This window comes from Vibrio sp. QJM3NY_39 (genome assembly GCF_057785895.1).
Genome location: NZ_CM173506.1, coordinates 1,001,483 through 1,025,465 on the forward strand (window position 1 = coordinate 1,001,483; position 23,983 = coordinate 1,025,465).

Annotated in this window: 24 protein-coding genes and 1 riboswitch; of the genes, 16 read left to right on the top strand and 8 right to left on the bottom strand. The window is 41.0% G+C overall.

The window, feature by feature from the left end; genetic code table 11:
* Positions 1 to 50 precede the first annotated feature (50 nt).
* Complete coding sequence (locus tag AC3CHU_RS20340; protein WP_134771106.1) at positions 51 to 236, top strand: hypothetical protein; 186 nt, start codon at positions 51 to 53, stop codon at positions 234 to 236.
* A gap of 163 nt (positions 237 to 399) precedes the next feature.
* Here AC3CHU_RS20340 and AC3CHU_RS20345 read toward each other — a convergent pair whose 3' ends face one another.
* On the bottom strand, positions 400 to 1,755 hold the full coding sequence (locus AC3CHU_RS20345) for a hypothetical protein (protein WP_017074775.1): 1,356 nt from the start codon (positions 1,753 to 1,755) through the stop codon (positions 400 to 402).
* Between the two features lie 550 nt (positions 1,756 to 2,305).
* Here AC3CHU_RS20345 and AC3CHU_RS20350 point away from each other — a divergent pair.
* From AC3CHU_RS20350 to AC3CHU_RS20405, 12 genes are all read left to right on the top strand, one after another.
* Entirely contained in the window at positions 2,306 to 3,130 is an 825-nt protein-coding gene (locus AC3CHU_RS20350) for a hypothetical protein (RefSeq protein ID WP_086774171.1), read from the top strand.
* 241 nt (positions 3,131 to 3,371) lie between these two features.
* Entirely contained in the window at positions 3,372 to 3,836 is a 465-nt protein-coding gene (locus tag AC3CHU_RS20355) for an NIF family HAD-type phosphatase (protein WP_488525522.1), read from the top strand.
* A gap of 862 nt (positions 3,837 to 4,698) precedes the next feature.
* A complete protein-coding gene (locus AC3CHU_RS20360) occupies positions 4,699 to 5,508 on the top strand; it encodes a hypothetical protein (protein WP_488525523.1) in 810 nt (269 codons plus the stop codon).
* A gap of 89 nt (positions 5,509 to 5,597) precedes the next feature.
* A complete protein-coding gene (locus AC3CHU_RS20365; RefSeq protein WP_488525524.1) occupies positions 5,598 to 6,434 on the top strand; it encodes an endonuclease NucS domain-containing protein in 837 nt (278 codons plus the stop codon).
* Between the two features lie 225 nt (positions 6,435 to 6,659).
* Positions 6,660 to 7,547 carry an FRG domain-containing protein gene (locus AC3CHU_RS20370; RefSeq protein WP_488525525.1) on the top strand — a complete coding sequence of 296 codons (888 nt, stop codon included), beginning with the start codon at positions 6,660 to 6,662 and terminating at the stop codon, positions 7,545 to 7,547.
* Between the two features lie 625 nt (positions 7,548 to 8,172).
* Positions 8,173 to 9,093 carry a TIR domain-containing protein gene (locus AC3CHU_RS20375; protein WP_231904281.1) on the top strand — a complete coding sequence of 307 codons (921 nt, stop codon included), beginning with the start codon at positions 8,173 to 8,175 and terminating at the stop codon, positions 9,091 to 9,093.
* A 145-nt stretch (positions 9,094 to 9,238) separates the two neighbouring features.
* Positions 9,239 to 10,150, top strand: coding sequence for a hypothetical protein (locus AC3CHU_RS20380; protein WP_102518556.1), 912 nt, complete (start codon positions 9,239 to 9,241; stop codon positions 10,148 to 10,150).
* Positions 10,151 to 10,482: 332 nt separating this feature from the next.
* Positions 10,483 to 10,626, top strand: a complete 144-nt coding sequence (locus AC3CHU_RS20385; RefSeq protein ID WP_170962378.1) for a hypothetical protein — start codon at positions 10,483 to 10,485, stop codon at positions 10,624 to 10,626.
* 234 nt (positions 10,627 to 10,860) lie between these two features.
* On the top strand, positions 10,861 to 12,333 hold the full coding sequence (ltrA, locus tag AC3CHU_RS20390) for a group II intron reverse transcriptase/maturase (protein ID WP_488525098.1): 1,473 nt from the start codon (positions 10,861 to 10,863) through the stop codon (positions 12,331 to 12,333).
* Between the two features lie 390 nt (positions 12,334 to 12,723).
* Positions 12,724 to 13,038, top strand: coding sequence for a hypothetical protein (locus AC3CHU_RS20395; protein WP_102338697.1), 315 nt, complete (start codon positions 12,724 to 12,726; stop codon positions 13,036 to 13,038).
* A 3-nt stretch (positions 13,039 to 13,041) separates the two neighbouring features.
* Positions 13,042 to 14,484, top strand: a complete 1,443-nt coding sequence (locus AC3CHU_RS20400; RefSeq protein ID WP_102518636.1) for an SNIPE associated domain-containing protein — start codon at positions 13,042 to 13,044, stop codon at positions 14,482 to 14,484.
* A gap of 638 nt (positions 14,485 to 15,122) precedes the next feature.
* Complete coding sequence (locus AC3CHU_RS20405) at positions 15,123 to 15,368, top strand: hypothetical protein (RefSeq protein ID WP_086775630.1); 246 nt, start codon at positions 15,123 to 15,125, stop codon at positions 15,366 to 15,368.
* A gap of 223 nt (positions 15,369 to 15,591) precedes the next feature.
* Here the strand turns inward: AC3CHU_RS20405 and AC3CHU_RS20410 are convergent, their stop codons facing one another.
* Complete coding sequence (locus AC3CHU_RS20410; RefSeq protein ID WP_102551303.1) at positions 15,592 to 16,440, bottom strand: hypothetical protein; 849 nt, start codon at positions 16,438 to 16,440, stop codon at positions 15,592 to 15,594.
* Between the two features lie 381 nt (positions 16,441 to 16,821).
* Positions 16,822 to 17,478: a 3,4-dihydroxy-2-butanone-4-phosphate synthase gene (ribB, locus tag AC3CHU_RS20415; protein WP_004733029.1), complete on the bottom strand. Its 657-nt coding sequence runs from the start codon at positions 17,476 to 17,478 to the stop codon at positions 16,822 to 16,824.
* 185 nt (positions 17,479 to 17,663) lie between these two features.
* Positions 17,664 to 17,814, bottom strand: a riboswitch (FMN riboswitch).
* A 387-nt stretch (positions 17,815 to 18,201) separates the two neighbouring features.
* Here ribB and AC3CHU_RS20420 point away from each other — a divergent pair.
* The gene (locus tag AC3CHU_RS20420; RefSeq protein WP_341634490.1) at positions 18,202 to 18,948 is read left to right on the top strand and encodes a phosphatase PAP2 family protein; all 747 of its coding nucleotides are present in this window, start codon (positions 18,202 to 18,204) and stop codon (positions 18,946 to 18,948) included.
* Positions 18,949 to 19,000: 52 nt separating this feature from the next.
* Here the strand turns inward: AC3CHU_RS20420 and AC3CHU_RS20425 are convergent, their stop codons facing one another.
* The 3 genes from AC3CHU_RS20425 to AC3CHU_RS20435 form a co-directional block, all read right to left on the bottom strand.
* Positions 19,001 to 19,363 (bottom strand): MmcQ/YjbR family DNA-binding protein, encoded by a 363-nt coding sequence (locus AC3CHU_RS20425; protein WP_054546295.1) that lies wholly within the window; start codon positions 19,361 to 19,363, stop codon positions 19,001 to 19,003.
* Between the two features lie 70 nt (positions 19,364 to 19,433).
* Positions 19,434 to 20,159 (bottom strand): sulfite exporter TauE/SafE family protein, encoded by a 726-nt coding sequence (locus AC3CHU_RS20430; RefSeq protein ID WP_488525526.1) that lies wholly within the window; start codon positions 20,157 to 20,159, stop codon positions 19,434 to 19,436.
* Between the two features lie 225 nt (positions 20,160 to 20,384).
* Positions 20,385 to 21,590 carry an MFS transporter gene (locus AC3CHU_RS20435; RefSeq protein WP_488525527.1) on the bottom strand — a complete coding sequence of 402 codons (1,206 nt, stop codon included), beginning with the start codon at positions 21,588 to 21,590 and terminating at the stop codon, positions 20,385 to 20,387.
* Between the two features lie 29 nt (positions 21,591 to 21,619).
* On the opposite strand from AC3CHU_RS20435, the gene AC3CHU_RS20440 reads away from it, so the two are divergent.
* Entirely contained in the window at positions 21,620 to 21,769 is a 150-nt protein-coding gene (locus tag AC3CHU_RS20440; protein WP_488525528.1) for a hypothetical protein, read from the top strand.
* Positions 21,770 to 22,229: 460 nt separating this feature from the next.
* On the top strand, positions 22,230 to 22,844 hold the full coding sequence (locus tag AC3CHU_RS20445; protein ID WP_029222369.1) for a DUF6198 family protein: 615 nt from the start codon (positions 22,230 to 22,232) through the stop codon (positions 22,842 to 22,844).
* A gap of 135 nt (positions 22,845 to 22,979) precedes the next feature.
* Here the strand turns inward: AC3CHU_RS20445 and sigZ are convergent, their stop codons facing one another.
* Both sigZ and AC3CHU_RS20455 read right to left on the bottom strand, forming a co-directional pair.
* Positions 22,980 to 23,579 carry an RNA polymerase sigma factor SigZ gene (gene sigZ / locus AC3CHU_RS20450; RefSeq protein WP_102551309.1) on the bottom strand — a complete coding sequence of 200 codons (600 nt, stop codon included), beginning with the start codon at positions 23,577 to 23,579 and terminating at the stop codon, positions 22,980 to 22,982.
* Positions 23,563 to 23,859 (bottom strand): ArsR/SmtB family transcription factor, encoded by a 297-nt coding sequence (locus AC3CHU_RS20455; RefSeq protein ID WP_004733042.1) that lies wholly within the window; start codon positions 23,857 to 23,859, stop codon positions 23,563 to 23,565. Before AC3CHU_RS20455 ends, sigZ begins: the two co-directional genes overlap by 17 nt.
* Positions 23,860 to 23,983 lie beyond the last annotated feature (124 nt).

Genomic DNA, 23,983 nt, shown 5'->3' on the forward strand with positions numbered 1-23,983 from the left:
TTTTACTTATCAGTTCACAAAATCATCATTTGACTTATTTTTGCTCATGTATGTTTGATATAAGAAGAACTCCTGAAATAAAGGAGGCCAGAAAAAGATATGATGATGCTTGTAGTCATCATAAAGAAATGACAGAGCTTCGCCGAGCTGGAGCTGTGAGTTCTGAAGATTTGAAAGATGCGATAGATGATATGCGTAAAGCAGAAAAAGAACTCAAAAAAGCAAAAAGAAATTAGATTATTGATTCACACTCGTACTGACAGCAACTCTATGTCGTTATTGTCCTTCATTAGATTTATGGGGTAATAAGCTAAATTGAAATTGCCCCATTGCGTATATGGAATCCAAGTATTTACAAAGTGGCAGATCTCGCCCCCATTTGACATACATTAGCTAGTACTACTTCTGCAATTTCCATAAGAAATAAAAATCACTATTTTTAGCCACACTGTCGGGTTGTAGTAGTTGGTTGAAATCCGTAGCAGAAGAAGAAAGAGCAGCTGTACCGCCTACAGTTGCAATCAAAGACGCCATATCCGTTGGTATTATTCCCAAGTACGATCCAACTGTGATTATGCCAGCGCCAAAGACAATGTTTTGGCGACCCTTGGATAAGTATTTCTCTTTATGAGCGCGTAAGTTTCGATCAATATGAGCTATTTCAGATCTTACAAGGTCAGCAAAGGCTTCTTCTTGCTCTTTGGCATTCAGTCCTTTAATTGTTCCAAGAAATTGTTTTGTACGCTCTCGGTAGATGTCAAAATACTCTTCATTAGCTTGTCTCAATTCAATAACAGTTTCAGGTGTAGTGTTTTCTGCCACCGTAAGATTATATTTAAATGGATTGGTTAATACTTCTGTGTTGATAGCGTTGACATTGATTTTGTTCAAGATATTGAACTGTAAGTCATCGTTAGTGAGGAGGTTTGTGCCATAAAACTTAGAGTGCCAATTGTGAAAAGTTATATCATCAAGCAGCGGTTCCAGTAGTAACTTCAAGATACCTTCATTACGTATGTCATCTGTGCTTATCTTGTACGGTAATCCTCGCATACGCATATCATCGATATACTTGCCTTTGTTCTCATATATATGAAGATACATCTCACGGTGTTCAATAAGGTTACTAGGCCCTTTTAGGATTAAATGGCCTTTATCAACACCATATTCATCATAACTAGCAGTCACTCTACTCAGAAAATGCTTTTCCAATGCATCGTACAATCGGCTTTCATTTCTATATAATTTGTCTTTGTATGGCTCTAGAACGTTATTAATGTAGTCATGGCAAAATGAATGAGTGCTGTTGGCATACTTAATAATCCCAACCTTGAAATAAGGGCATAAAGCTCGATATATCTTTAGGTTAGCTAGAAGCTCCACTCGAACTTTTGGTATCACACCGGATGATTGGCATATCTTGTAAAGAGACTCAAAAGGGTTTCTTAAGAACACCTCATCTGCATAGAGGGAGGTAAAGCTAAGCATTTGATCAATTTTTAATAACCGACAGTCAATGGAAGCACATGGGGTATCTAATCCACTTAAAGCCGAATTTGCTGTAAATGAGAAAGGACTTTCCTGAGAAGAACCTGTAGAAAAATAATATTTAGTTATCAAAAAAAGAGTTTCGATAAACTCGAATAATAACTCATCATCTGCATTTTCAATGGCTTCTTGCAAGGTAAGTTGCCCCCCTGACCATATATCAATAACATGGTCAAACTCACCGACAAAGTCATCAAAATCGAGCATTTCAAACCTTTATAAATCAGATGATTACAATTATCGTATTCTAGCAGTTGCACTTTGTTGTGCAAGTCTAGAACCTTTTCCATTCCTACACTTATCTGAACAGAGTTCAGTAGTGTAGTGCTTTAACTCTAGTTTGTTATGTCCCAAGACGTGGTGGCACACTTCTAAATCACCTTTGCCCAAAGTCGCCTTGGTTGTATGAGGCATACACGTAACCAAAATTCATAAAAATACACCCCCGCAATAAAACACTTGATCATAACTGATTGATTACAATGGAAATTCTACCAAAAATGCTATTGACAAAAGCATCACTAGAAATGTAAATTATCGAAAGTTCGCATATCAAAGAGGATTCCATGCTAGAAATTTTGCAGTTTATTACGAGCGGATTTTGGGTGTTCGTAGGTTGTACGTTGTTTTTCTGCTCGGGAGTTAGGTCCATCGGTTGGGCGTTAAACGCAATGCTGTTGGGGTGGCGAGGGATCAGATCTGATGACGTATTCTAGATTAAGTTATTTAACGATTGATAGGACAAATAGTGAGACTTATGTATTTAACTGATTTACAAGAGGACGCAAAACTGACTCGACAATATGCTTCAGTACGGCTCGATGACGACTATCCTCAACAAAAAGATTGGCAAATAGCACTACAAAAGTTTTACTTTTCGATCAGCTATGAAGAAAGGCTTGATCTGTTCATAAAACTGAATGAACTCTATAAAAATGAAAAAAACATCGAGGAAATGGGGTTACTACGAAATGTGATAGATCTAAATATCCAATCAACCAGTGACATTGATTATTTCGATAATGAATGTGTATATCTTGTCGAACCCTCAAAAAATCAACAAATCGCGAGTCATGCTCTTTACAGACATCTCAGAAACAACAGTTCAGAGAGTTTCCAAAATCATTACCCAGATATCTCGTACGAGTTTAACTGTCAAACATCGATACTGAAAATCAGCCAACCGTTGTTGACAGTCTGTAGTCAGAGGAGAAATCAACTAACTCTCAATCTAGAAGGTTACATCGAAGGGAATTTAGTTCCAAATAACTTTAAATTTCAGATAGTTAATAAGGGGGAGGCTTATTTAAAACTGCCTGAATTTTTAACTAGGAGCGCCATTAATTCCACTGCCTTGATTAATGCACTGAGACTAGATCTGAGATCACCTTGTGATACTCACGCAGTATCGGAATTAGCAGGGGCAGATACTGAGATTAAAATGCTAATCCCGATCCATGATAGTAAGAAGAATCATGTTCCAAAACAGAATTTTCCTACTCGAATCTGTGATGTTAGCCTGAGTATCAAAAATCTCGAAAGAATAATTACATCGCTAATACATCGGAAAGAATTTGTTTAATTATTAATCATGAGGAGTAATTTGATGAGAGATGAATTGAATATGTTAATCCCTTTACTAGAAAGTTTCGAGTTGACGAATTCTGCATTTAGAGTAGTAGACCCAAGCTCACTGCCAGCTCATACGCTAGCTGCATTTGATGACTATATGGCAGGCTCAACTGTTCCCCACCCGATCTACGTATACAGCCACGACTACACTAGATTCTGCCTACTAGTACGCAGAGGTGAAATAGTGATAAATGAATAATGCAATTAAAATTATTGCGCTAGATCTTGAGGGTACATTAATCAGCAACGCAATAAGTCAAATTGCACGACCTCATTTGCACTTGTTCCTCGAAGGTTGCAAGGACATTACTGAACGAGTGGTAATGTACACGACAGTTAGTGAATCGCGATTTCGTCAGATAGCACGGCTCCTTGTTTCAGAGGGAGTTGTGCCCGATTGGTTTGCCTCAATGGAGTATGTTGAGTGGTCAAGCCGCAAGAAAAATCTAGCATTTATATGTAATTCGAATGTAGCAAAAACAGTTATCGTCGACGATGTGGAAGAATATATCGAAAAAAACCAGCGAAGCCGATGGGTCAGTATTAAGCAATTCGCAAGCCCATACCCTGATACCGACAGCCAATTGCTAGAGACTCTGGATGTACTGCGATCTTACAACACTGCTGGCTCACAAATACCGAAAAATCAAGGCTGATGGCACAGTGTAGTGGATGATTGATTTTGGACAATCAATAAGAGGGTTTGCACTTCCAATAATGGATAGTATTGTTAATTATCATTCATGGGTGTGAGTACTATCATCTTTTTACCCAAACAGGTGCATAACAAATAGTTTGAATCATGCACTTATTTATCTGAAATAGGACGCAACCAAGGTTTGGTCACCAAACCTTGGTTGCGTGAATTTTCGATTCAGAGCTTATAAATGACCCAAACTTTAGTGGCTTCGTAGATGACATACAATGCCTAGTAGTGCGGCTGTATTTACTCATCAAAATTCGGTAAAGAAAAGTCAATAAAACCTCGCAGTGAAATGACACTTAAATTGTTGTTTATAAATGGATTAAAGATCCTTCAATATACTCGTGTTGGGCATCTGGAGTACCCTCTACCAATGACTCCTAGAACACTTTTGCCCCAAAACTCGTTAGACCAAATGCTCTACACATTTTAGGGGCGTGCGTTTTCCCTACAAAACCTAATATTAATTTCATGGCTGATTTACTTACCATCTTTACTTTCCTTGCTGTGTATCTATACAGTTTGTTAAGTTTGAATATGGAAAGTGGCATGTTTTATTGAGCATTTAGTCTCGCTTTGTCGATAGAGGGTTTAATAAGTTACTGTTCATTGATAGGTTTATGATTTTCATATCTTGTATCACACGCATTGTTAAAAAGTGACAGCACGCCTGCACGTTTTTATGTGAGGAAAAAGTGCGCATTTTGATGTTTTTTCTTTAAATTTTAGTGGCTTATGATAAGTTAATCGAAAGTCAGGAAGGTAGAAAAACGAGATGGCCTATTATTAAGAATGTTAAGTGCACGAGGGGTTTTATGGCACAAAAAGAATGTATTTTCTGTGGTAACCAAGGCGGGATGTCAAAAGAACATCTTTGGCCAAATTGGTTGAATAAACTATCTGAAAAAGATGCGAATGCTAAATACCAAGAAGGTGCAGCTTACGGGTTAGGCAATACCGCGGACAAAAAAGTTAAAATGAATGTGCGCTCTGGCGATGTAATGACTAAAAAACATCGAGTTGTTTGTCGTACCTGTAATGGCGGTTGGATGAGTTCTATTGAAGAGAGTATTAAACCGATCTTATTGGGAGCTTTTGGTGATTGTAATAAATTTCTTACGAATAATGAGTTAAAAGAGCTATCTACTTGGCTAGTTATGAAAAACATGGTTGCAGAGCAAACCGATAATGAATCTGTTGTAACGAGCAAAGAAGAACGCCACTTGTTCGAGCGTAATCGAGGTTTTCCTAAACACTATAAAGTTTATGCCGCAAGGCATGGCCTAGATACTACCGCACTGTATAGTCGAGAGACTGCTTTTCTAAAAACACACCCAGACGCACCAAATGAACTCGATGGGCTGCATAGGAATACACAAGTCACTACATTAGTTGTTGGCAAGGTCGTGTTTTTTATCATTTGCTGCAAAGAACCATCTCTCAATATCTGTCATGACTTTAAACTAAATCGCTTAACTAGGCTTTATCCAGAGCGGCCAAAGAAGACTGGTAAAAAATTTAAACATTTGAAGATATTATCTGAGCAACAATTTGTGTCGGTGGCTAAAGCATTGTCTTTGTACATCGAGTCAGGAAAAGTTGAAATCGTGCGAAAGTGCACTTAACCTTTGGCATTTTTGGTTTGGTTGGGTTTAGTGATTACGGTGGCTTTGCTTAGGTTTCGTGGTAGTTAGCCGCACCTTAGCAAGGCGTTATGCTTCTGGAGAAATTTGAGGCTATGGTAGAAGAATTTAAGAATTGGTTGACTGAATCTGGTAAAGCATCGGAGTTGTCTGTTTACTTGGAATCTATAGATAGATTATCACTTCACTATTCAGAGCAAATAGGCAGTGAGTTCGATATTTTTGAACTTGAAGATGGACGAGAACTAAGTAAGTTACGTAGGCTCTATGGGAAGAACGGTAAATTCTCAAGCGTGGGTGATGAAGGTGACGGTAGTGTTCGGTCAGTACTAGCACACTATGTGAAATTTCGTTCACAGCGATGCCTTGCAAATCAGAATGAAATTCTAATGCTGGCTGTCGAAGACTTTTGTTCGGATATATCACGTGACGAAGCACTTGGATATAGAAATGAAGTACAAGAGTACTGTGCGCAACTTCCATCTGCAATACCTAAAAATCATGGCATAGAGCTAAGTTCGCCATCAATGCGCTTTACTTATGAAAGAGACCTACAGCAACTGTTATGTATGCAAGTATCGAAATTGTTTCCTGAATACGAAATATTCGGTGGTGCTAAGGTTGGTATTGAATACCAAGTCGGAACTAGAAAAATAGATGTGTTGTTAGAGAAAAAGACAGATAAGTCATTATTAGTGGTAGAGCTAAAATCCGGATTAGCTGATTTTAAAGTTTTTGGTCAAATTTCAATGTATATGGGGCTTGTCAGTCGGGAGTTTTGTGACCGAAATGTTGAAGGAGCTATTGTAGCCGGAGAGATTGATGATAGTTTAATTCAAGCTGCGGAAACCAATAGTTTAGTTAAATTATTGACATATCAAGTTGGTGTTAAATTGAAAGAAGCATAACAAATTGCCACCCGTGACTTAAATTACACAGACCTGAAAATACCACCCACAACGGTAGCTTTTTGATAGCTGACACCGAATATTTTTGCTTGTAATTAGCACCACCAAGGCAAGCAGTAATGAAAGAACTCCCGGATCTAAACTTAGCTCCCGCAGCCTAAAAAGAGGATAAAGATGTTCCCCACCTTCCCCCACCGAAAAGAGTATGAGCAACGAATTGACACAATGGAAGAGCTTGAACAGTACGTCCTAAACGCACACTTTCCAGAGGATGCTTGCCTCCGAGGTATGCCAAGCGCTGACTTTATTTGTATATCATCTTTTTACCGCCAGTATTTACAAGACAACAAAGACTCTCTGAATTGGAGTGAACAACAGGTTGGCATTGGTGTAACAATGTCTCTACCTGAAGTTGATAAGCAGCAGTACAAAGAGTCTTCAATTGAAATTCTCGATTACTTCTACAAGTGTTTACGTGAACTTGGTAGTAAAGAGCTGTCCTTTAACTCGATTGCTTACTTAGCTCAACACTATGGTCTACCAACAAATCTCATAGACTTCTCCGCCGATCCTAAGATATCTCTATTTTTCGCATGTTTTGATGAAAAAGAGTGGTTCATTGACAAAGATTGCACTCTGTACGTAAGCGATATTCTTTGGCATGTAAAAGCTATGATGCCGAGCAATCAAACCATACCAATGGGCTACTTTAAACACCCTACAGAAAACCGAGTCCTGACAGAAGCTGAGGCGGATGAAATGATGTTCAATATGTTCACAACTATTGACAGAGATAGTTCTGAAACAGTCACTCCTAAAATCGAGCTTGATGAGGTTAAGTACTCTGCAAGAATCCACAATCAAAAAGGTGTCTTTGTGTACCATTGTGATGATGTTCCTTTTGATCGAATTATGCACACAAGTAAATGCAATGATGGATTCAATAAAGTCTTTGTTATCAACAAAGAGCTAAAACCTAAGATTCTTGAAAAATTGAACAATGAATACAAGATCAATGAAAAGTTCGTATATCCTGACGTAGAGGAAGATCCCAACTTAGACTTGATACTGGCAGCTGCTGAAAAAACCAAGCAGAAATTCGACCTACCTTAACTAGTCGATCTTCAATCTGTATCATTTTGAGAACATCCTAAATGGTGTGTCAGTTTAAGTTGGTTTACACATAACACATCAACGGATACACCATATTTAGGACTTAAAGTGATACAGCAGGAAAGCAAATGGCAAAAGTTGAATATATTCGAATAAATACCTTTGACCTGAACACCACCCGACAGCTAGATGGTATGTTGTGGATTAGTCCAATTGGCCATGGCTTTGTACGCAATTGAAAGGCTTTTACAGTATCTGACGTTATCCGATTTCACGCTGTAATATGAAGTGCGTAACAAGGTTCTGTCCAGAGACGTGATGGCGGGGTATGAAACACGAAAATGCCCCTTTCCTAGTTAGCGATAGCAAACCACATAAGCCTTGCCTCAATAGTTTGCGATAGGTTTCCTTATGCAAAACGAGATGTATGTGGAAATCCCCCAATTAGTCGTATTTTCTCGTTCATAATTTTATGGCGTATGGTGATACACTATTTAAAACAATTGTTTGCGCTTAAATCCGGTGTCCGGTAGATGCGTAAAGAAAACAAAATGGAGTGTATAATTACCCCTCTTTGGGATCTAATAAATTGTTAGATTTTCATTACGTACTGTGACAATGGAGAATGAAGTTGTTTAATTTGTTTGTTTCATACGCCCCAGAGAGTTGGGATTCCTCGCCATATGAGTGTGATAGAAGTCGTGCTGTTGTAGAGTATACGGCTAATGAAATCAGTGAGCGGTACAAATTTTTTGATGACAATGCAATTAGTGAACTGAAAAGCTTTCCTGCTCTATTTGTTACCGAAAATGAGGCGACACAATCCAGAATTGGTTACATAACAAATATTAGGCTACGTAACAGTTCAGTAGTTATCGACTTCGAATTTGATCCTATTCTTCCTTCGCTACCAAAAGGCGCAATAGAGAACATGCGTGTTGATATCGACTTGGGGAGGTTTGAACTTTCTCGCACGCATTGGGCAGTCAAAGATGAACCAATATTTGAAATTCTCATAAAACATGGTTATCTGAATCAAGCTCAAGTAAATGCAGCCATCCAATCGAGAATGCCACTTCCTCCAGTCGTTAAACCAAACACTTCAGATTCTCAAGGTTTTAATAAATCGCAAGTTTTCATCGTACATGGGCATGATGACCTAGCAAAATTAGATGTTTCAAATTTCATTACTAGCTTAGGGTTAGAACCAATAATCCTCCATATGCAGGCAAGTTCCGGAATGACAATCATTGAAAAAATCGAGCATTACTCAAATGTTGGGTTTGGGATTGTGCTTTACACGCCTTGTGATACCGGAGCAAAAGTTGGAGCCTTAAGTGGCCGATACCGTGCGCGCCAAAATGTTGTTTTCGAACATGGATATCTTATTGGCAAATTAGGTCGCCCAAGAGTATGTGCTGTAGTCAAAGGAGACATCGAAACGCCAAACGATATTAGTGGCGTAGTTTATGTAGGTATGGATACAGGTATTGAGTGGCAAGAGCAATTGAAGTTAGAAATGAGAAATGTAGGTTACAGAGTATAGAAATCTAACAATATCATGAATGAAGGACGTTTATCCGTGGCGCATTTTTCATAGAAATGCCGTAATTTAGGCGTTTTAATCAGTTTTGGCTAGTAAACGCCCTTTATTCAAACATGATGCATTATATCCAATAAGGAGTTCGTAGATGAATTTTGATTTTTTATCTGACCTAGCTGATGAGCTTCAAAGGCTGCTTAAAGAGGCTGGACTAATAGTTCCTACATACGAACAATTGCGATTACAAGATAAGCGCAGTGAAGAGCTAAAAAGCAAAATTCAGCATTACGACCTAAGCAATTTATTAATTCACTTTTTCACAGTTTACTCTAGAAGAATCCCTATTACTCAATGGAATGTCCATACCTCAAGTAAACTGGATGGACGGAATGAAATTAGTGACATTGTACGAAAACTCGAGAGTGGAGAAGACGTCAATGGATTACTGAGCAATAAAGTTAAGGAAATAAATCAAGTTAAGCACGCCGATTTGCTCAGATCTGAGTGGGGTATTTATCACTTACATTTTAAAGAAAGTCGAAGTGAAGAGCTGTTGTTTGTTTACTTTAATGAGAGCAATGCGTACCTAATTGATATCTTGAAGCATGAGAAACGCGATGGTTCAGTTGTCACTTGGACAAACACCGATTTAGTTCAAATTATGCATGATAACTGGCCCCATTTAATTAAACCTTATATCTTCAAGACTAATTCTAATGCACCTGTGTTAACTACTGAACAAAGGCGGACTTTGCGGAAAAAAGCAGGGAATACCAATATTGTTGTGAGCGACGGAACAGAATACATGCCATTAGGCGGTGGCTTTTCGTCGAGTAAGCATCCTATTCACGCGGTTATGCAATCAGATTTTCTGTTTCTGACGGTTAAAAAGCTCCAAACTGATGTTAGGAATAACTGTCCTGCTATAAAGAAAGCTTTGGGCGAGTATACACCTGAACCTCATTTGAAATTAAAGCTCGATGATAGCTTTCAACCACTTGTAGTAGAGTCAGAGAAGGGGATATTGCTCAACTTACAAGCAAATGAAGAACACGGATAACACAAATGAGTATTCTCCGGTCAATAAGCGATAGCATGCTTATGGCTGCGTTAGCAGCAATAATTATTTTTTCCTAAACACAACTTATCTGAACCGCAAGGTTTAGAGTGTCAGCCCTAACTAACTTTTGTCCGTGCGACCTGAAGTCGTATGAAGCGTTGTTCACCGCTTTATGAGTGAACCGTCTGTATCACCAGATGAACCTACGAGCCTGAATAAAGCAGCGGCTCGGACAATGTAACGAAACTTGGCCGTTTGGCCGAGTGGGAAAAGAATCGTGAGAGGACGTTCCTCCTGAAAACCACAATTCGGGTAAGTGCTAGGTAGTCAGTATGATGAACGTATGTGAATCCATTCAAGGTGCGTTATGTGATGAAGCAGCGGAAGTGGTTAATACGCTGTGGCCAAAAGGCAATGAGAGTTGGAAAGAGGTTGGACAGTACTTTTTCGTGGTCGCTGTACTCTCCGCACTATAGTGGGCATCTAAGCTGACATTTTACGTAACATACGGAACAGGGTAAGCCTGAATCACTCCCTTTGGGAAAGCCTTTGTGGCCGATAGTGATGCAGGTATAGGAGGTCGGAAAAAGCGAAAGCTGCATTGTAATGATGTAGATACAGACCTGTGTCTGATCACGAAAGTGAGCCCACTTCCGACTGGTCTCCCATTGCGAGATAATTTGAAGAACTTTATTCAAGGAGAAAAGCAAATGATGATCTCGAAAGAGATTAGTGCACCTTCTGACGGCGCTCAATGGCAGTCCATCGATTGGAAATCCGTTGAAGCACACGTATTGAAGCTTCAAATGCGTATCGCAAAAGCAACTAGAGAAAAGAAATACGGTAAGGTGAAGTCCTTACAGTGGCTCTTGACTCATTCTCGCTCAGCCAAGCTTCTTGCGGTTAAGCGAGTCTCTCAGAATAAAGGCAGTAAAACGCCTGGAATAGACGGTGTCACCTGGAACACAGATGCACGCCGTATGAAAGCAGTCAATCAACTGAGTCGCAAGGCTTACTCTGCAAAACCACTCAAACGTATCTACATTCCCAAAAAGAACGGCAAGCTCAGGCCATTGGGTATTCCATGCATGATTGATAGAGTGCAACAAGCCCTCCACCTTCTAGCATTAGATCCTGTGTCCGAAACATTTGCCGACCTCAATAGCTATGGTTTTAGGCCAAATCGCAGCACGGCTGACGCTGTCAGTCAGTGCTTCAAATGTTTGGCTCTAAAGCGATCAGCGAAATGGATTCTTGAGGGAGATATTAAAGCTTGCTTCGACAAAATCGGGCATGAATGGCTGATGGACAATATCACTGTAGATAAACGAATGTTAGAGCAATGGTTAAAATCTGGCTATGTAGATAAGGGGCTGTTCTACGATACCGAAGAAGGTACACCTCAAGGCGGAATAATATCTCCAACCTTGATGCTAATGACTCTCGCGGGAATAGAGCAACAAATAAAATCTACAGCCCTGAAAAAGGGTGCTAGGGCCAACTTTATCGGTTATGCGGATGATTTCGTGGTCACCTGCTCTTCAAAGGAAGTGCTAGTGAACGATATCAAACCGTTGATTGCTGACTTTCTGGCAAAAAGAGGGCTAACCCTCTCCGAAGAGAAAACAAAGGTCACTCATATTGATGATGGCTTTGACTTTCTGGGTTTCAATCACAGGAAGTACAAAGGGAAATTGCTCATTAAACCGAGCAAATCCAACACGTTGTTATTCTTGAGAAACCTACGTGAACTTATTAAAAAGCACGCAACCATCCCTGTTAACGATCTTATCAAGTTGATAAACCCGAAACTCAGAGGATGGGCGAATTACTATCGCCACTGTGTTGCTAAACAAGTATTCGGGTATGTCGGCCACAAACTATTCCAAGCGCTATGGCACTGGGCAGTTAGACGTCATCCAACCAAGTCCAAAGACTGGGTTGTTCATAAGTATTTTCTTAATCGTAAAGGCCAGTGGCAATTTCACGGTTGGCAGAAAATTATGACCATGGACTGTCACTTCAATCTGTTCCAAATAGCGAAAGTACCCATCGAGCGACACGTAAAAATCAGGAATGCAGCGACCCCTTTTGATCCTCAATACCAAGAATACTTGGCGAAGAGAAAACCCAAAAGGCTAGCCCGCAACTCTTGGAAAGAACCTGTCCCGACTGCGTTATAAGTTGCTGGGTATCAATGATGCCTTAGTGGAGGCTTGAGCCGTATGCAGTGAAAGTTGCACGTACGGTTCTTAGAGGGGCGGCACTTGGTAACAAGTGTCGTCTACTCGACAATTTTTACAGTCTGACTTTTAACCCGTGGCACTTTCTACCTCAGAAGTACCTGACTCCTTGGTTCAACTCGCCAGCGCTCTTCTACAAAATAGTACTATTAGTTCAATTTTTGCAATGCAACAAAGCTAAGTTATAGGGTCGCAAGAACTATTTAATCTTCAGTTGGATATAAAAATGGGAACATATTATTCAATCTATTTGATATAAGTAAAAAACCAGTCAAATTGATTATGCTACTATCGCCAGCTCGGTATTGGCTTACTCAAAGGAGGCAGACATTGGCTAGAAGAGGTAGTGGCTTAAGAACCGTTGTGAAGGTTGCTAAGGCGATAGATCGAGCAAGCAAGCAAGCTGCTCGTGACGCTCAGCGCAGAGATAAAGCTCGCCAACGTGCTGAAGCCCAAGCACTTAGAGAACATGAAAGATCTGTACGTGAAGCTCAGCGAGAACTAAAGAAACAAGTGAAATTACAAAAGTCAGCGGCAAAGCAAGCTTTCAAAGATGCCTTGGTAGGTGCAAATGAAGAATACCTAGAGCGTTGCGAAGATCGAGCAGCCCTTAGAAAGCAATTTATACAAGAGGTCTTAAGATAAACAATGGATAACAATATACTGCTATTGGCGGGAATCTCTTTCGTGGCGATTTTGCTCACCTACTTCTTTACAAAACGATCAGCAGACAAAAAAGTTAGTCTGTATAAGTCGCTCGATGAAGCGTTAACAAAAGCTAAGAAAGAACTTGAAGCACTGACAGAAGCTAATGAGTTGGTAAAACAATCCACTAAGAACGCAAAACAAGAGCTTTCTGATGTTAGTGCGGAGACTTCTGAATTGCAGGCTTTAAAAGGACAAGATGAATCGCTTCAGCTTAGTATCGTAGAGCAGCAAGCGTCCCTTGAAGCTATTAAGGGCAGCTTAGGTGAGCTTAATAGTAAGATTGAAAAGGGTGAGCTTGACCTTAATGAGCTGATGGGGGGGATAGATTTGTATTCACGCCTTGATGAATACACTGCCCATGGCCACTTTGAGATGCCAAAATATCTATACGAAACATCAGTTCGATATGCTGAAGAAATTAAAGATATCAGACAGCAACAGAAAGATATGATCAAAGATAAGACAGCAATTACCTTCCCAGAAACAACTGTTATTTCAAGTGACAATGCATTCAACAAGAAAATTCTTAATGGTCAGGTTAAGCTGATGCTCACAGCTTTCAACATTGAATGTGACATGTTAATTGGCAAGGTGTCACCTAGCTCATTCGGTCGAACGCTAGAGCGGATCGAGAAACTAGCAAATACCTTGGAAAAGTCGGCAGCGACACTTGAGTGTGGCTTTGACATCGACTATATCGAGCTTAAGTTCGAAGAATGTAAGCTTCAGTACCAATACACACTGAAGAAGCAGGAAGAAGTCGCGGAACAGAAACTGATCAAAGAACAAATTCGGGAAGAGCAGAGAGCAATTAAAGAGTTTGAAAAAGCAGTAGCTGATGCAGAGAAAGAAGAAAAGATGTATCGAAACCTTCTCAACAAAGCTCAGGAAGAGCTTGCCAAAGCTACTGATCAAGAACGCAGTGAGATGGAGCAGAAAATAATTCTTCTAGAGCAACAACTAGCTGAAGCTGAAGCCAAAGAAGAAAGAGCTAAGAGTATGGCTGAGCAGACCCGTAAGGGCCATGTTTACGTAATAAGTAATATTGGCTCATTTGGTGAAGATGTTTACAAGATCGGTTTAACACGTAGATTAGAGCCGATGGATAGGATTAAAGAGCTTGGAGATGCCAGCGTACCATTCCCATTTGACGTACACGCTATGATCTATACGGATGACGCACCTGCACTCGAAACAGCATTACACCGTGAGTTTAGCTCTCAACGTGTTAACGCTGTCAATCTTCGTAAAGAATTCTTTAATGTCGATTTAGACGATATCAAAGAAGCCGTGGAGAAGATTGCTGGCGTAGAAGCTGAATTTAAGATGACCGCACTAGCTGAAGATTATTATGAAAGCTTAAGATTAAGTGAAGCCGCTTAAGCAAGTAATAAATGCACTAGTATCGTGGCTCTAGTGCATTTCATTACACTTGTTAGTTCATCAATGTTAAAAAATGAGTTTAATGGTTAGTGTATGATTGTGTGAACAGGTGAAATCGAACCAATGATTTTGTCAGAATGAGTATGAACCAGTACATATAAAGTTAGATAAATGGCTTCTAGCCCTCGTTGTGTAACGGTTTTCTAACTTTTAAGTCTAACTTTAAGTTAAGTGTGCTTTTTTTAGTTCATCAAGTAAACTTTTGTTTTTATTGTATTATTTAATATCACCCTACGGCTCTAGATAAGTGAGAGTGCCTTTAAGTTATTGATTTATAAATATAAGAAAGAGGAGCTGAGTCAAGCTCAGATCCCCCGTAACTTATCAGCCTATAATTAGGGTGCTGATTGTTTGCTAATAGAAAAGCCCTAAAGATAATCGTGTTTAGGGCTTTTATTATAAGGGTTGCATAAAAGGAGTACATCTAGGATCATTGTTTAAAAGCCAAATTCAAACGTTATTAATCAAATTTCAATCAAAGGGTATTCTTTGTTTGGAATTGGCTTTTTATCGTTTAGAATTGGATTTTAAACGTTGCTATATATTGACCTATTATTAGAGTCTATGGAGAATAAGTTTTGGAACAACGTGATTTGGAGATTAGATTCGCTGCGGGTGAATTGACTAAGGCTGTTGTGGTGCCAGAGGTGTTTGGGGACAACTGGAACCTAATGTTTGTAGGCAAGAAGAAGTCTGATCAATACTATGTAACACTTCAGCGTTCAGAGACTTTACGTGGATTCAAGACAACTGATGCTGCTATTGGGGTTGCTAGAAAGGTTGGCTTTTTGTCTGTGAGTGTAGAGATGAGTGGTTTAGCTTAAGGGACATCTGCTATAAACAATCGGCATTGTTTTCTGGAAAACACCCTGAATCAGTGCCTTTTAATATGAGATATCCAGTTTTTCTGGAAATTATCTGGAAAGTCAGGGTGCTATATAAGTTGTTGAAAGTATAAGGTTTCAGATTTTAGTCCAGAAAGTCTTGGATAGTTAGATTTGAACTCAATAATTCAGAGTTCCAGCACGCTCTCCTCTCACGAAGTCTTTACATGTAATGATGTACGGATAATCGGGTGTCTATTGCCTTTTCGTTAATGTCAGGTAAAGGTCGATACAAGCTTCTAGTAATGTCCGTCAATACTTGGTCGTATACTTTTGAAACGACGGTTGATATATCACTTGTTAATTCGTACATGCTATCTGCCGGTTGAGTTGCTTCGGTACTTGATGCGATCTCGGTGAGTGCATGCATCGCACGTGTACAAATGGGTGATCCACTGCTTATAGGGCAGATAATTGATAATTGGTTAAGTTTTCTGTGTGTCTGAGAGGCGTAGAATTTGAATCTCGCATACTCTTCTGGCTTCTCCATATCAGGGATACACATTCGTAACTTGGTCAAGATCTCCATGCAGTCCAAGATCTGTTGCCAATTCATATGGTATTCGCTACTCATGTCTTCTCGTTCAGATTGGATCAGCCAGATGATCATGACTTCATCCATCAAGAACATGCTGTGGCGAATGGTTTTACCGTGAATAGATTGGTTACGCACCAAGCTACGATTTTGCCAATCGCTGTGCATTGCGATGAGTTTTAGATGGTAGATGCGATACATAGGACGGCTATCAAACGACACATGAGATTGAAGCAGTTCAGACACCTCAAGTATGTTGTCGTAAATCTCATTCACTTTGCGAATCGAGTCGCTAGACAGCTTATAACCAAGAGCATAATGCGTTGCGGCGCGATGTTTGCGTGATAGCAGCAATAGTTCTCTGAGTAGAACTAAGGTTTCAAACCTATGTGATAGCGCCGTTTGTCTCTTTTTGGAAAAATGAAATAGGGCAGCAAGTACTGCTATGGATAAACCAACTGAAATAATTACAAACATATTTAACTCCTAATATGTGCATACCTACTTAGTGGTAGTGCAGACACCGTGCCAAAATCAATAAGTGTTATATTTCAGTAGTTTATGTTTTTTCTCTATTTATGGATGATCAATGATGGTGCATGACTTCACCATTCGAGTGAATGTTTCTCATATTTTGCAGGATTTTTTGAGAGGTTACGCTTTTCTTGTGATTAGGCTGGGGAGGTTTCGATAGGTAGGGACACTTCGGCGATCAATCTCTAGTTCGTCTCAAAGTACGGAAATTAAAAAGGCCTCATTCTTTAATGCTATTAACTAGAAACAGCATTAAAAAGTGAGGCCTTTCAATATTTACTAGCGATCCAATTATCGCCAGCGCGGGACACTGACGATTAAACGTTACGCAAGCTTAAGGTCGAACTCAGTGCGGTACATCACCATATCTTCAATGGTCAGTACTGGCATGTTGTGCATTTTACCGAAAGCAACGATCTCTGGCGCTTTTGCCATCGTGCCGTCTGGATTGGTTACTTCACACAGTACGCCTGCTGATTGAAGACCTGCCATTTGCATAAGATCCACAGTGCCTTCTGTGTGACCGCGGCGAGCAAGTACACCACCTTTGCGAGCACGCAGTGGGAATACGTGGCCAGGGCGAGCAAGGTCAGTAGGCTTAGCTGTTGGGTTTGCAGCTGTCTTGATCGTTGTTACACGGTCAGCGGCAGAAACACCTGTTGTTACGCCTACTTTTGCTTCGATAGTCACCGTAAACGCAGTTTGGTTTGCGCTGTTGTTATCTACAACCATAGGTGGAAGTTCAAGTTGGTTTGCTTGCTCGTCGGTTAGACACAGACACACGATGCCGCTGCATTCACGGATCATTAGTGCCATTTGAGCATTGGTTAGGTGTTCTACTGAGTAGATGATGTCGCCTTCGTTCTCGCGATCTTCATCGTCAAGTAAAAGTACGCCACGACCTTCGCGTAGAGCTTGCAGTGCGTTTTCAACGCGAGTGATTGGTTCGCCAAATTCGGCAAGTAGTGAAGACTGATTCATGGTTAAACTCCTAAAATATCACCAGAATCAGGGCTGTATGAGGGATCTCAACCGAGCACAACAAAGCCAACTCATTACAAGAGGCTTTAGCTCATTATGGTTTTATCCAAAACGAAATGCACCCGCCTAAGTTGGAGGCATGAACCCAATAAATGGGCATGCCTTTCCAACTTAAACGAGTGTGTTTTCATTCTCTCTCATCCGGACTATGACCGTCGGCTCTGGCATCTCACCAGATCTGCTGACCTCGACGAATCGAGCGCTCGCGGGCTTATCTTTAGATTTTGCTAAGGACATACCGCCGGTGGGGAATTTCGCCCCGCCCTGAGAATAAAAATTAATAATTTGTTTTGCTTTGAAAGCAGACCAGATGGTAATCCTTTCAATAGTGGATTTAAAGGACTGACAGCAAAGTTTTTTAGATTCTGCCTTTTGAAGGCGGTAAGTGCTCATTTTATCAACTAAACAGGCATCACTTGGTTTGCATACACAGTTGTGCGTAGATTTTTGATGTTTGAAAGGGTTTTCATGTGTCTATGAACATGAGTGTGTGTCCAATTCATATCGTTGATAAAGCAAATGTTTATCAAATGAATGCTAACGTGGCTTAATAATTCAATATTGTTACACCATGACGTCTTACTGACCGTTTTGACATAAAATTGATATTAGCGCTGCTAAGCTGCGATAGCATCCGGACACTTTACCTAAAAGATCTTAGCCATGACTTCTCTGTTCTCTAACAAATCCAAAGGCTTATTACTTCTCGTTCTAAGTTTGTATTCTCTCGTACCTTTTTTGATCTTTGGATCGAACTTTGACCTTGGAAGTGCGGTTTTGCCTTTCTATGGTGCCTTCATGACGTTCGTGACGTACTCAGCAGGCAATCAAGGATTCTTGGTAACGCTAGCTGTTTTGTCTCTGGCATTGCTCACGATGAAGTTTTCCAAAGCTAAGCTAGTCAGCCTGTGTCTGCAGCTTGGCCTGTTGTTGGTTCTTAGCTTTGCAGCGAAAACCTTCTTAAAGCATTCAACAGAAAGCCCTCGACCTTATTCTGAGTATTTGGTGACGCAAGAAGTTGTCGAAATGCCAGAAGTGTTTTATGAACTGCCACTGGTAGAAAAGAACGCAGCGATTGCATCTGTGCAAGATAAGGTGAGTGAGTGGCGAACGCGCCACTGGTTGGGTGAGACTGACTATTCTTTCCCATCTGGACACATGATTTTCGTCGGTGTGTGTTTGGCGTTCTTCGGTGGATTGTTTTTAGAAGCGAAGCGTTTTTATTTGGTAGGTGGTTTACTGGTTTGGGCTGGTGGTGTCGCTTACAGCCGAGTTTGGCTTGGCATGCATCGCCCAGAAGACTTAGCCGGGTCTATCGCTTTTGCAGGTCTTATCTATTTATTGGTGCCGCTTATCTCAGAGCAAAAAATAGAACGCTATTTACCTGCATTTTTGAAACAGATTTCCTAGGGTTCCTTCCTCATTCCGAAAGAGGGCTCAGATTAGCAATACGTGATAAACGTTATTGATTGAGCCCTAGTTCTGCTTGTTTCTTTTTGGTTAGCCCTAATGAAACAATTCGGTGTGATTCAGTGAGGTAGTATCTCAGCTCCTCATCCCTTTCTGATGTGCTTTCAAAAAGCTGAATCCACTTCATTCCGCGCGAAGCAAAGTAGGGCGCGGGTTTATAGCCCAGTTCCTCTTTCAGAAAGTCGAAGTTCTGATCGGATGCCTTAAAGATAAACGCAGGCTCGTCGTTAGGCCCCCAACCACCAATCGCAAACACCTTCCCACCTACTTTCCAAACGTGAGAGTTATTCCACTGCATCACATAGCTGGTGGCAGGTAGTGACTCGCAGAATGCATTGAACTCGTCGTATGTCATAGGAGTGTCCTTTCAATAGATGGGTGTGTTGGAACTGTGCTTATTTCTTTATCAGCGTTTTCGTTATGAACTAGCCAGTTAAGCCCTGCCAGATAGCAGTAAAGCCACTGATAGAACATAACAATAAAGAACCTATACGTATCTTTTCTTTTGGAATGCTTTGCGTGGTCATTAACGCCACTTTGTAACCCAACCAAGCCGCAGGAAGCAACGGGATTGTGATAATCAAATGGTGCATCGTGAAGAAGCCAATTGGGATCTGTACCAGTAATGAAATGATAGAACTAAACACGAAAAACGCAGAAAGGTTACCACGAAGTTGATTGGCATCTTGGTGCTGAAGTAGTAACGCCATTGGTGGACCACCAATACCTGAACTGGTGCCAAAGAATCCTGAGAAGAATCCAGCAATGCCCATCTTGGTCGGTGTTGGCTCTAACCTAAACGGCAGCAAGCTGACAATCACCGCAAATACCACTAATAAGCCTAACCACAGAGACAACACGCTCGTTGAAACCATCACTAACAAAGCACCCCCTGCAATCGACCCTGGAATGCGTCCAAGCAGTGCAATTTTTAATCCGCCGATAGAAATGTTTGCTCGGTGTTTAAACGCATTGAATATAGAAATGAACAGGCCAACGAGACAGATAGGCGCGGGTACGTAGTCAGGTGAGACTAAAAACAGCAGTGGGGCTGCCACAATAGCCAAGCCAAAGCCGATTGCGGTTTGCACAAACGAGCCGACAAAAATGAGTGCCATCGCGATAAGTACTGTCTGATCTATGTATTCCATAAGCCTGCGGATTAATTTTAAAGGAGCTAACGAATACTATAAATTAAAACGAAAAGAATAGTCTTATTATTCAGTGAGGTTTATGCAAATATCGACCTTTATTATTGTCGATATAACGGGCAACGAAAAAGAGAGCGAATACCTCAGGATGTTATCCTTCAATACTCACTCTCTTTATTGGAATGACTGTTGGTTTTTAGCTGATGGGGGAGTCAGCGTTAAACGTTAAGCCATTGCCAATTTCAGGCGTTCAATAGGCTTGTCATTAATTGGTAAGTGGATAAGCGCAGCCGTAAATGCCAGTATCACTGTTGACCACCAGATTGGCTCGTAAGATCCGTAGTAATCGTAAATACGACCACCAACCCAAGCGCCTAAGAAACTACCCACTTGGTGAGTAAAGAACACCAAACCGTACAGAGTAGATAGGTAACGCGCACCGAAGATCTGACGAACTAGTCCAGAGGTGAGTGGTACCGTTCCTAACCAACAGAAACCAATCGCCGCACCAAAGATAGCAGCCGTTGATTCAGTTACTGGAAGAGTCACAAACGCACCAATAACTACAGTACGAACTAAGTACAGTGCCGACATTACATGACGCTTGCTGAACTTATCGCCCATCACACCCCAGAAATAAGACCCGAAGATGTTGAAAATACCCACATAAGCCAGTGCCATTGCTGCACTGCTCGCGGGTAGGTTTTTGTCGGCTAAGTAACTCGGTAAGTGCGTCGCAATGAACATCACGTGGAAACCACACACGAAGAAGCCTGCGTGAATTAACCAGTAGCTTTTGTTCGCAAACGCTTCAGACAGCGCTTCTTTTAGTGTCTGAGTGTCTTCTACTTGTTTATTGGTTGCCGACTTCGGCGCTCGCATAAACAGGGCAAAAGAGATCATGAAACAACAAAGCACGCCAAATACTTGCATCGCACTTTGCCAATCGAATTCGTTCAACATGTATTGTGCACCTGGAATCACAGCGAACATGCCAAACGAACCTGCTGCTGTGGTTAAACCAAATGCCTTAGCCGCGTGCTCTGCAGGTACTACTTTTGCTACTGCACCTAACACGATCACATAGCTTGTCGCACTTAACCCAAGGCCAACGAGTGCGCCCAATGAAACGTAAAGCATGCTTGATTCGGTAGAAATTGAGGTAAGAAGTAAACCCAAACCGTAAGCACATGCGCCAGCAATAATGATGCGTCTTGCTCCCCATTTGTCTGCGGCCATCCCCACAAAAGGTTGGAACACACCGAACAGCAGGTTTTGTAGAGCAATAGCGAAGCTGAAAAACTCTCGCCCCGTGCCGAAATGCTCTGAAATTGGCATCATGAAAATGCCGAATGATTGTCTGATCCCTAGACTGATAATAAGTGTGCCGATCCCAAGCCATACCAGTAAAGGAAAACGGAAAATGCTCATTCTAATACTCTTAAATTAATGGTGGTGATGTGAGTGGTCTTGCGCTGACATGTGTTGGCCAGTCATCTCATGGTGATGTTCGTGTCCAGAATGTTCATGCGTTGACTGCTGGTGGCATCCACTGCTCACGGCATGCTGAGCCAAGAGATCAATCAATGGCTGACTGTGATGCACAATAACCAAACTAATGACGAGGAATAGCGTCATTCTGGCCAGTTGGGCAAAAAGAGATTGTGAAAACATAAGGTGTTTACATGCGCTCAATGTTGTAAGAAGTCGCGCATCATAATGACGAGTAGTGTATGTATCAAATGACCTTTTGTGATTTAGTCTATGCGTTTTATGCATAGATTTAAGCATCGTTAGAATTAGAGCGAAACGTGACCAATAAATAGGAAAACTCGAAGCTCACTCATTCAGCGATAGAAACATGCAATTAATAATGAGAGCCTGACTTCAGGTTTTTAACTATCTGTTTAATTGAAGATTTCACAAAACTGTAAAAACTAATATACAAACTAATCACTAAGCAACATTGGCCGTTCACTCGACTTATCTGTCAAACATCGTAAATTTGGGCGTAAATCGTTTCAAAACTACTGAAACGCGATGTTCAAAGATTCAGGGAGAGTCATTCACATGGATAAAGATCATAATCTTCGCGAAAACTTATTGGCACTGCTCTTAGGTAGCGCACTGGTTTCACTTGGCGTTATCTTTTTCAATCAAGTCGGTTTGCTCACCGGAGGCACGGCTGGTCTAGCGATCTTCATTACCAAAGTAACAGATCTAAGTTTTGGTCAAGTGTTCTTCGCGCTCAACTTACCTTTCTATATTTTGTCGGTTGCTCGTATGGGCTGGCGTTTTACCATCAATACCTTTATCGCGGTTTCGATTGTTTCGTTCGCTGTGGACCATTTGTATCACGTGATTCAGATTGCAGAAATTCATGCACTGTATGCAGCTTTAATTGGTGGTGGCTTGATTGGTACCGGCATGCTGGTGATCTTCCGTCATAAGATGAGTTTGGGTGGCTTCAACATTTTGGCGTTATTCTTACAAGAACGTTTTGGTATTCGAGCGGGCAAAGTTCAGATGGCGTTAGACTGTACGATTGTAGTGCTTTCACTGTTTATTGTTGACGTGTCACTGGTTCTATTGTCTGTGCTTGGTGCGATAGTCACCAACTTGATTCTAGCGATGAACCATAAACCGGGGCGCTATCAACCGGTCGTCAAAGCGGAAGCAGCGTAGTAAGTGGAAGCAGAGTAGTTAGGTTCGCTCAAGCACTAGGTTAGCTTAAGCAAAGTGATTTGCAGATTATAAAAACAACAAAGCCAGCATCAATTGCTGGCTTTGTTCATTTCAATAACTATTTCGATGTAGCCATTAGCAGTTGCTGCAATCGTTGTCTGGCTTGAGCTCGCAGTCAATCACATTGCCTTGTTGATCAAGTGACAGGTTACAACACTCTTCAAACAGGTTTTTAAGATCCCCGCGACTTTTCTGAACACGAGACTTAACGGTCGAGTAGCTGATGTTTTGAGCTTCTGCGATCTCTTTTTGGCTTTGGCCTTTGATGTCGACAGCAAGCAGTAATGATGAACTTTGTTCAGGTAGCGCCTGAATAAAGGGTTCAATACATAATGAAAGCTTCTGTTTGAACTCAGAATTGTGGTCTAAATCGGTAAACCATAGATCTTCAGCATCAATTTGGCTGTCACGTTGTTGTCTAGCATGCTTACGATAGAAGTCGATAATGGTGTGATTGGCTAATTGGAATAGCCACGATTTTACGCTGCTTGTATCTTGGACTTTGTCTAGGTTTTGATAAGTCTTAATCAAGATCTCTTGAAGCAAGTCGTCTACATCGGCGGTGTTGCTGACCTTAGAATGCAAGAATGACTTTAACGCTTGCTGATACTCAGCCCAAACCTGTTCTAAGTCCAAAGATGCCCTATTCAAAGGTGCATTAGTTGCACTGTTCATTTACGCAACACTCGTCTTGTAAGAAATCAATCACGCCTTCTAGACATTCATACTCCGCCACGCAGAATAACGTTCTTCCTTCTCGTCTTTGGCTGATTAGTCCTGCCGATGCCAAGCTTGATATGTGGTGAGAAAGGGTAGACCCCGGAATTCCGAGCTCTTCTTGTAGGCCGCCAACCGCAATGCCTTGGTAGCCAGCTTTAACGACACTCTTATAAATAGTTAGGCGAATAGGGTGACCCAACTCTTTAAGTGCTTTCGCAACGACTTCTAAGTTCATATTAACTCCTCGAGATTTAATTTCGATATTAGTCGAAATGTAGTCCGAATACAAATGTAAAAATAGTGATTCTATAACTTATTGAAAATCCTTCCTTTTAAAAATCAATTCGATTTTCATCGAA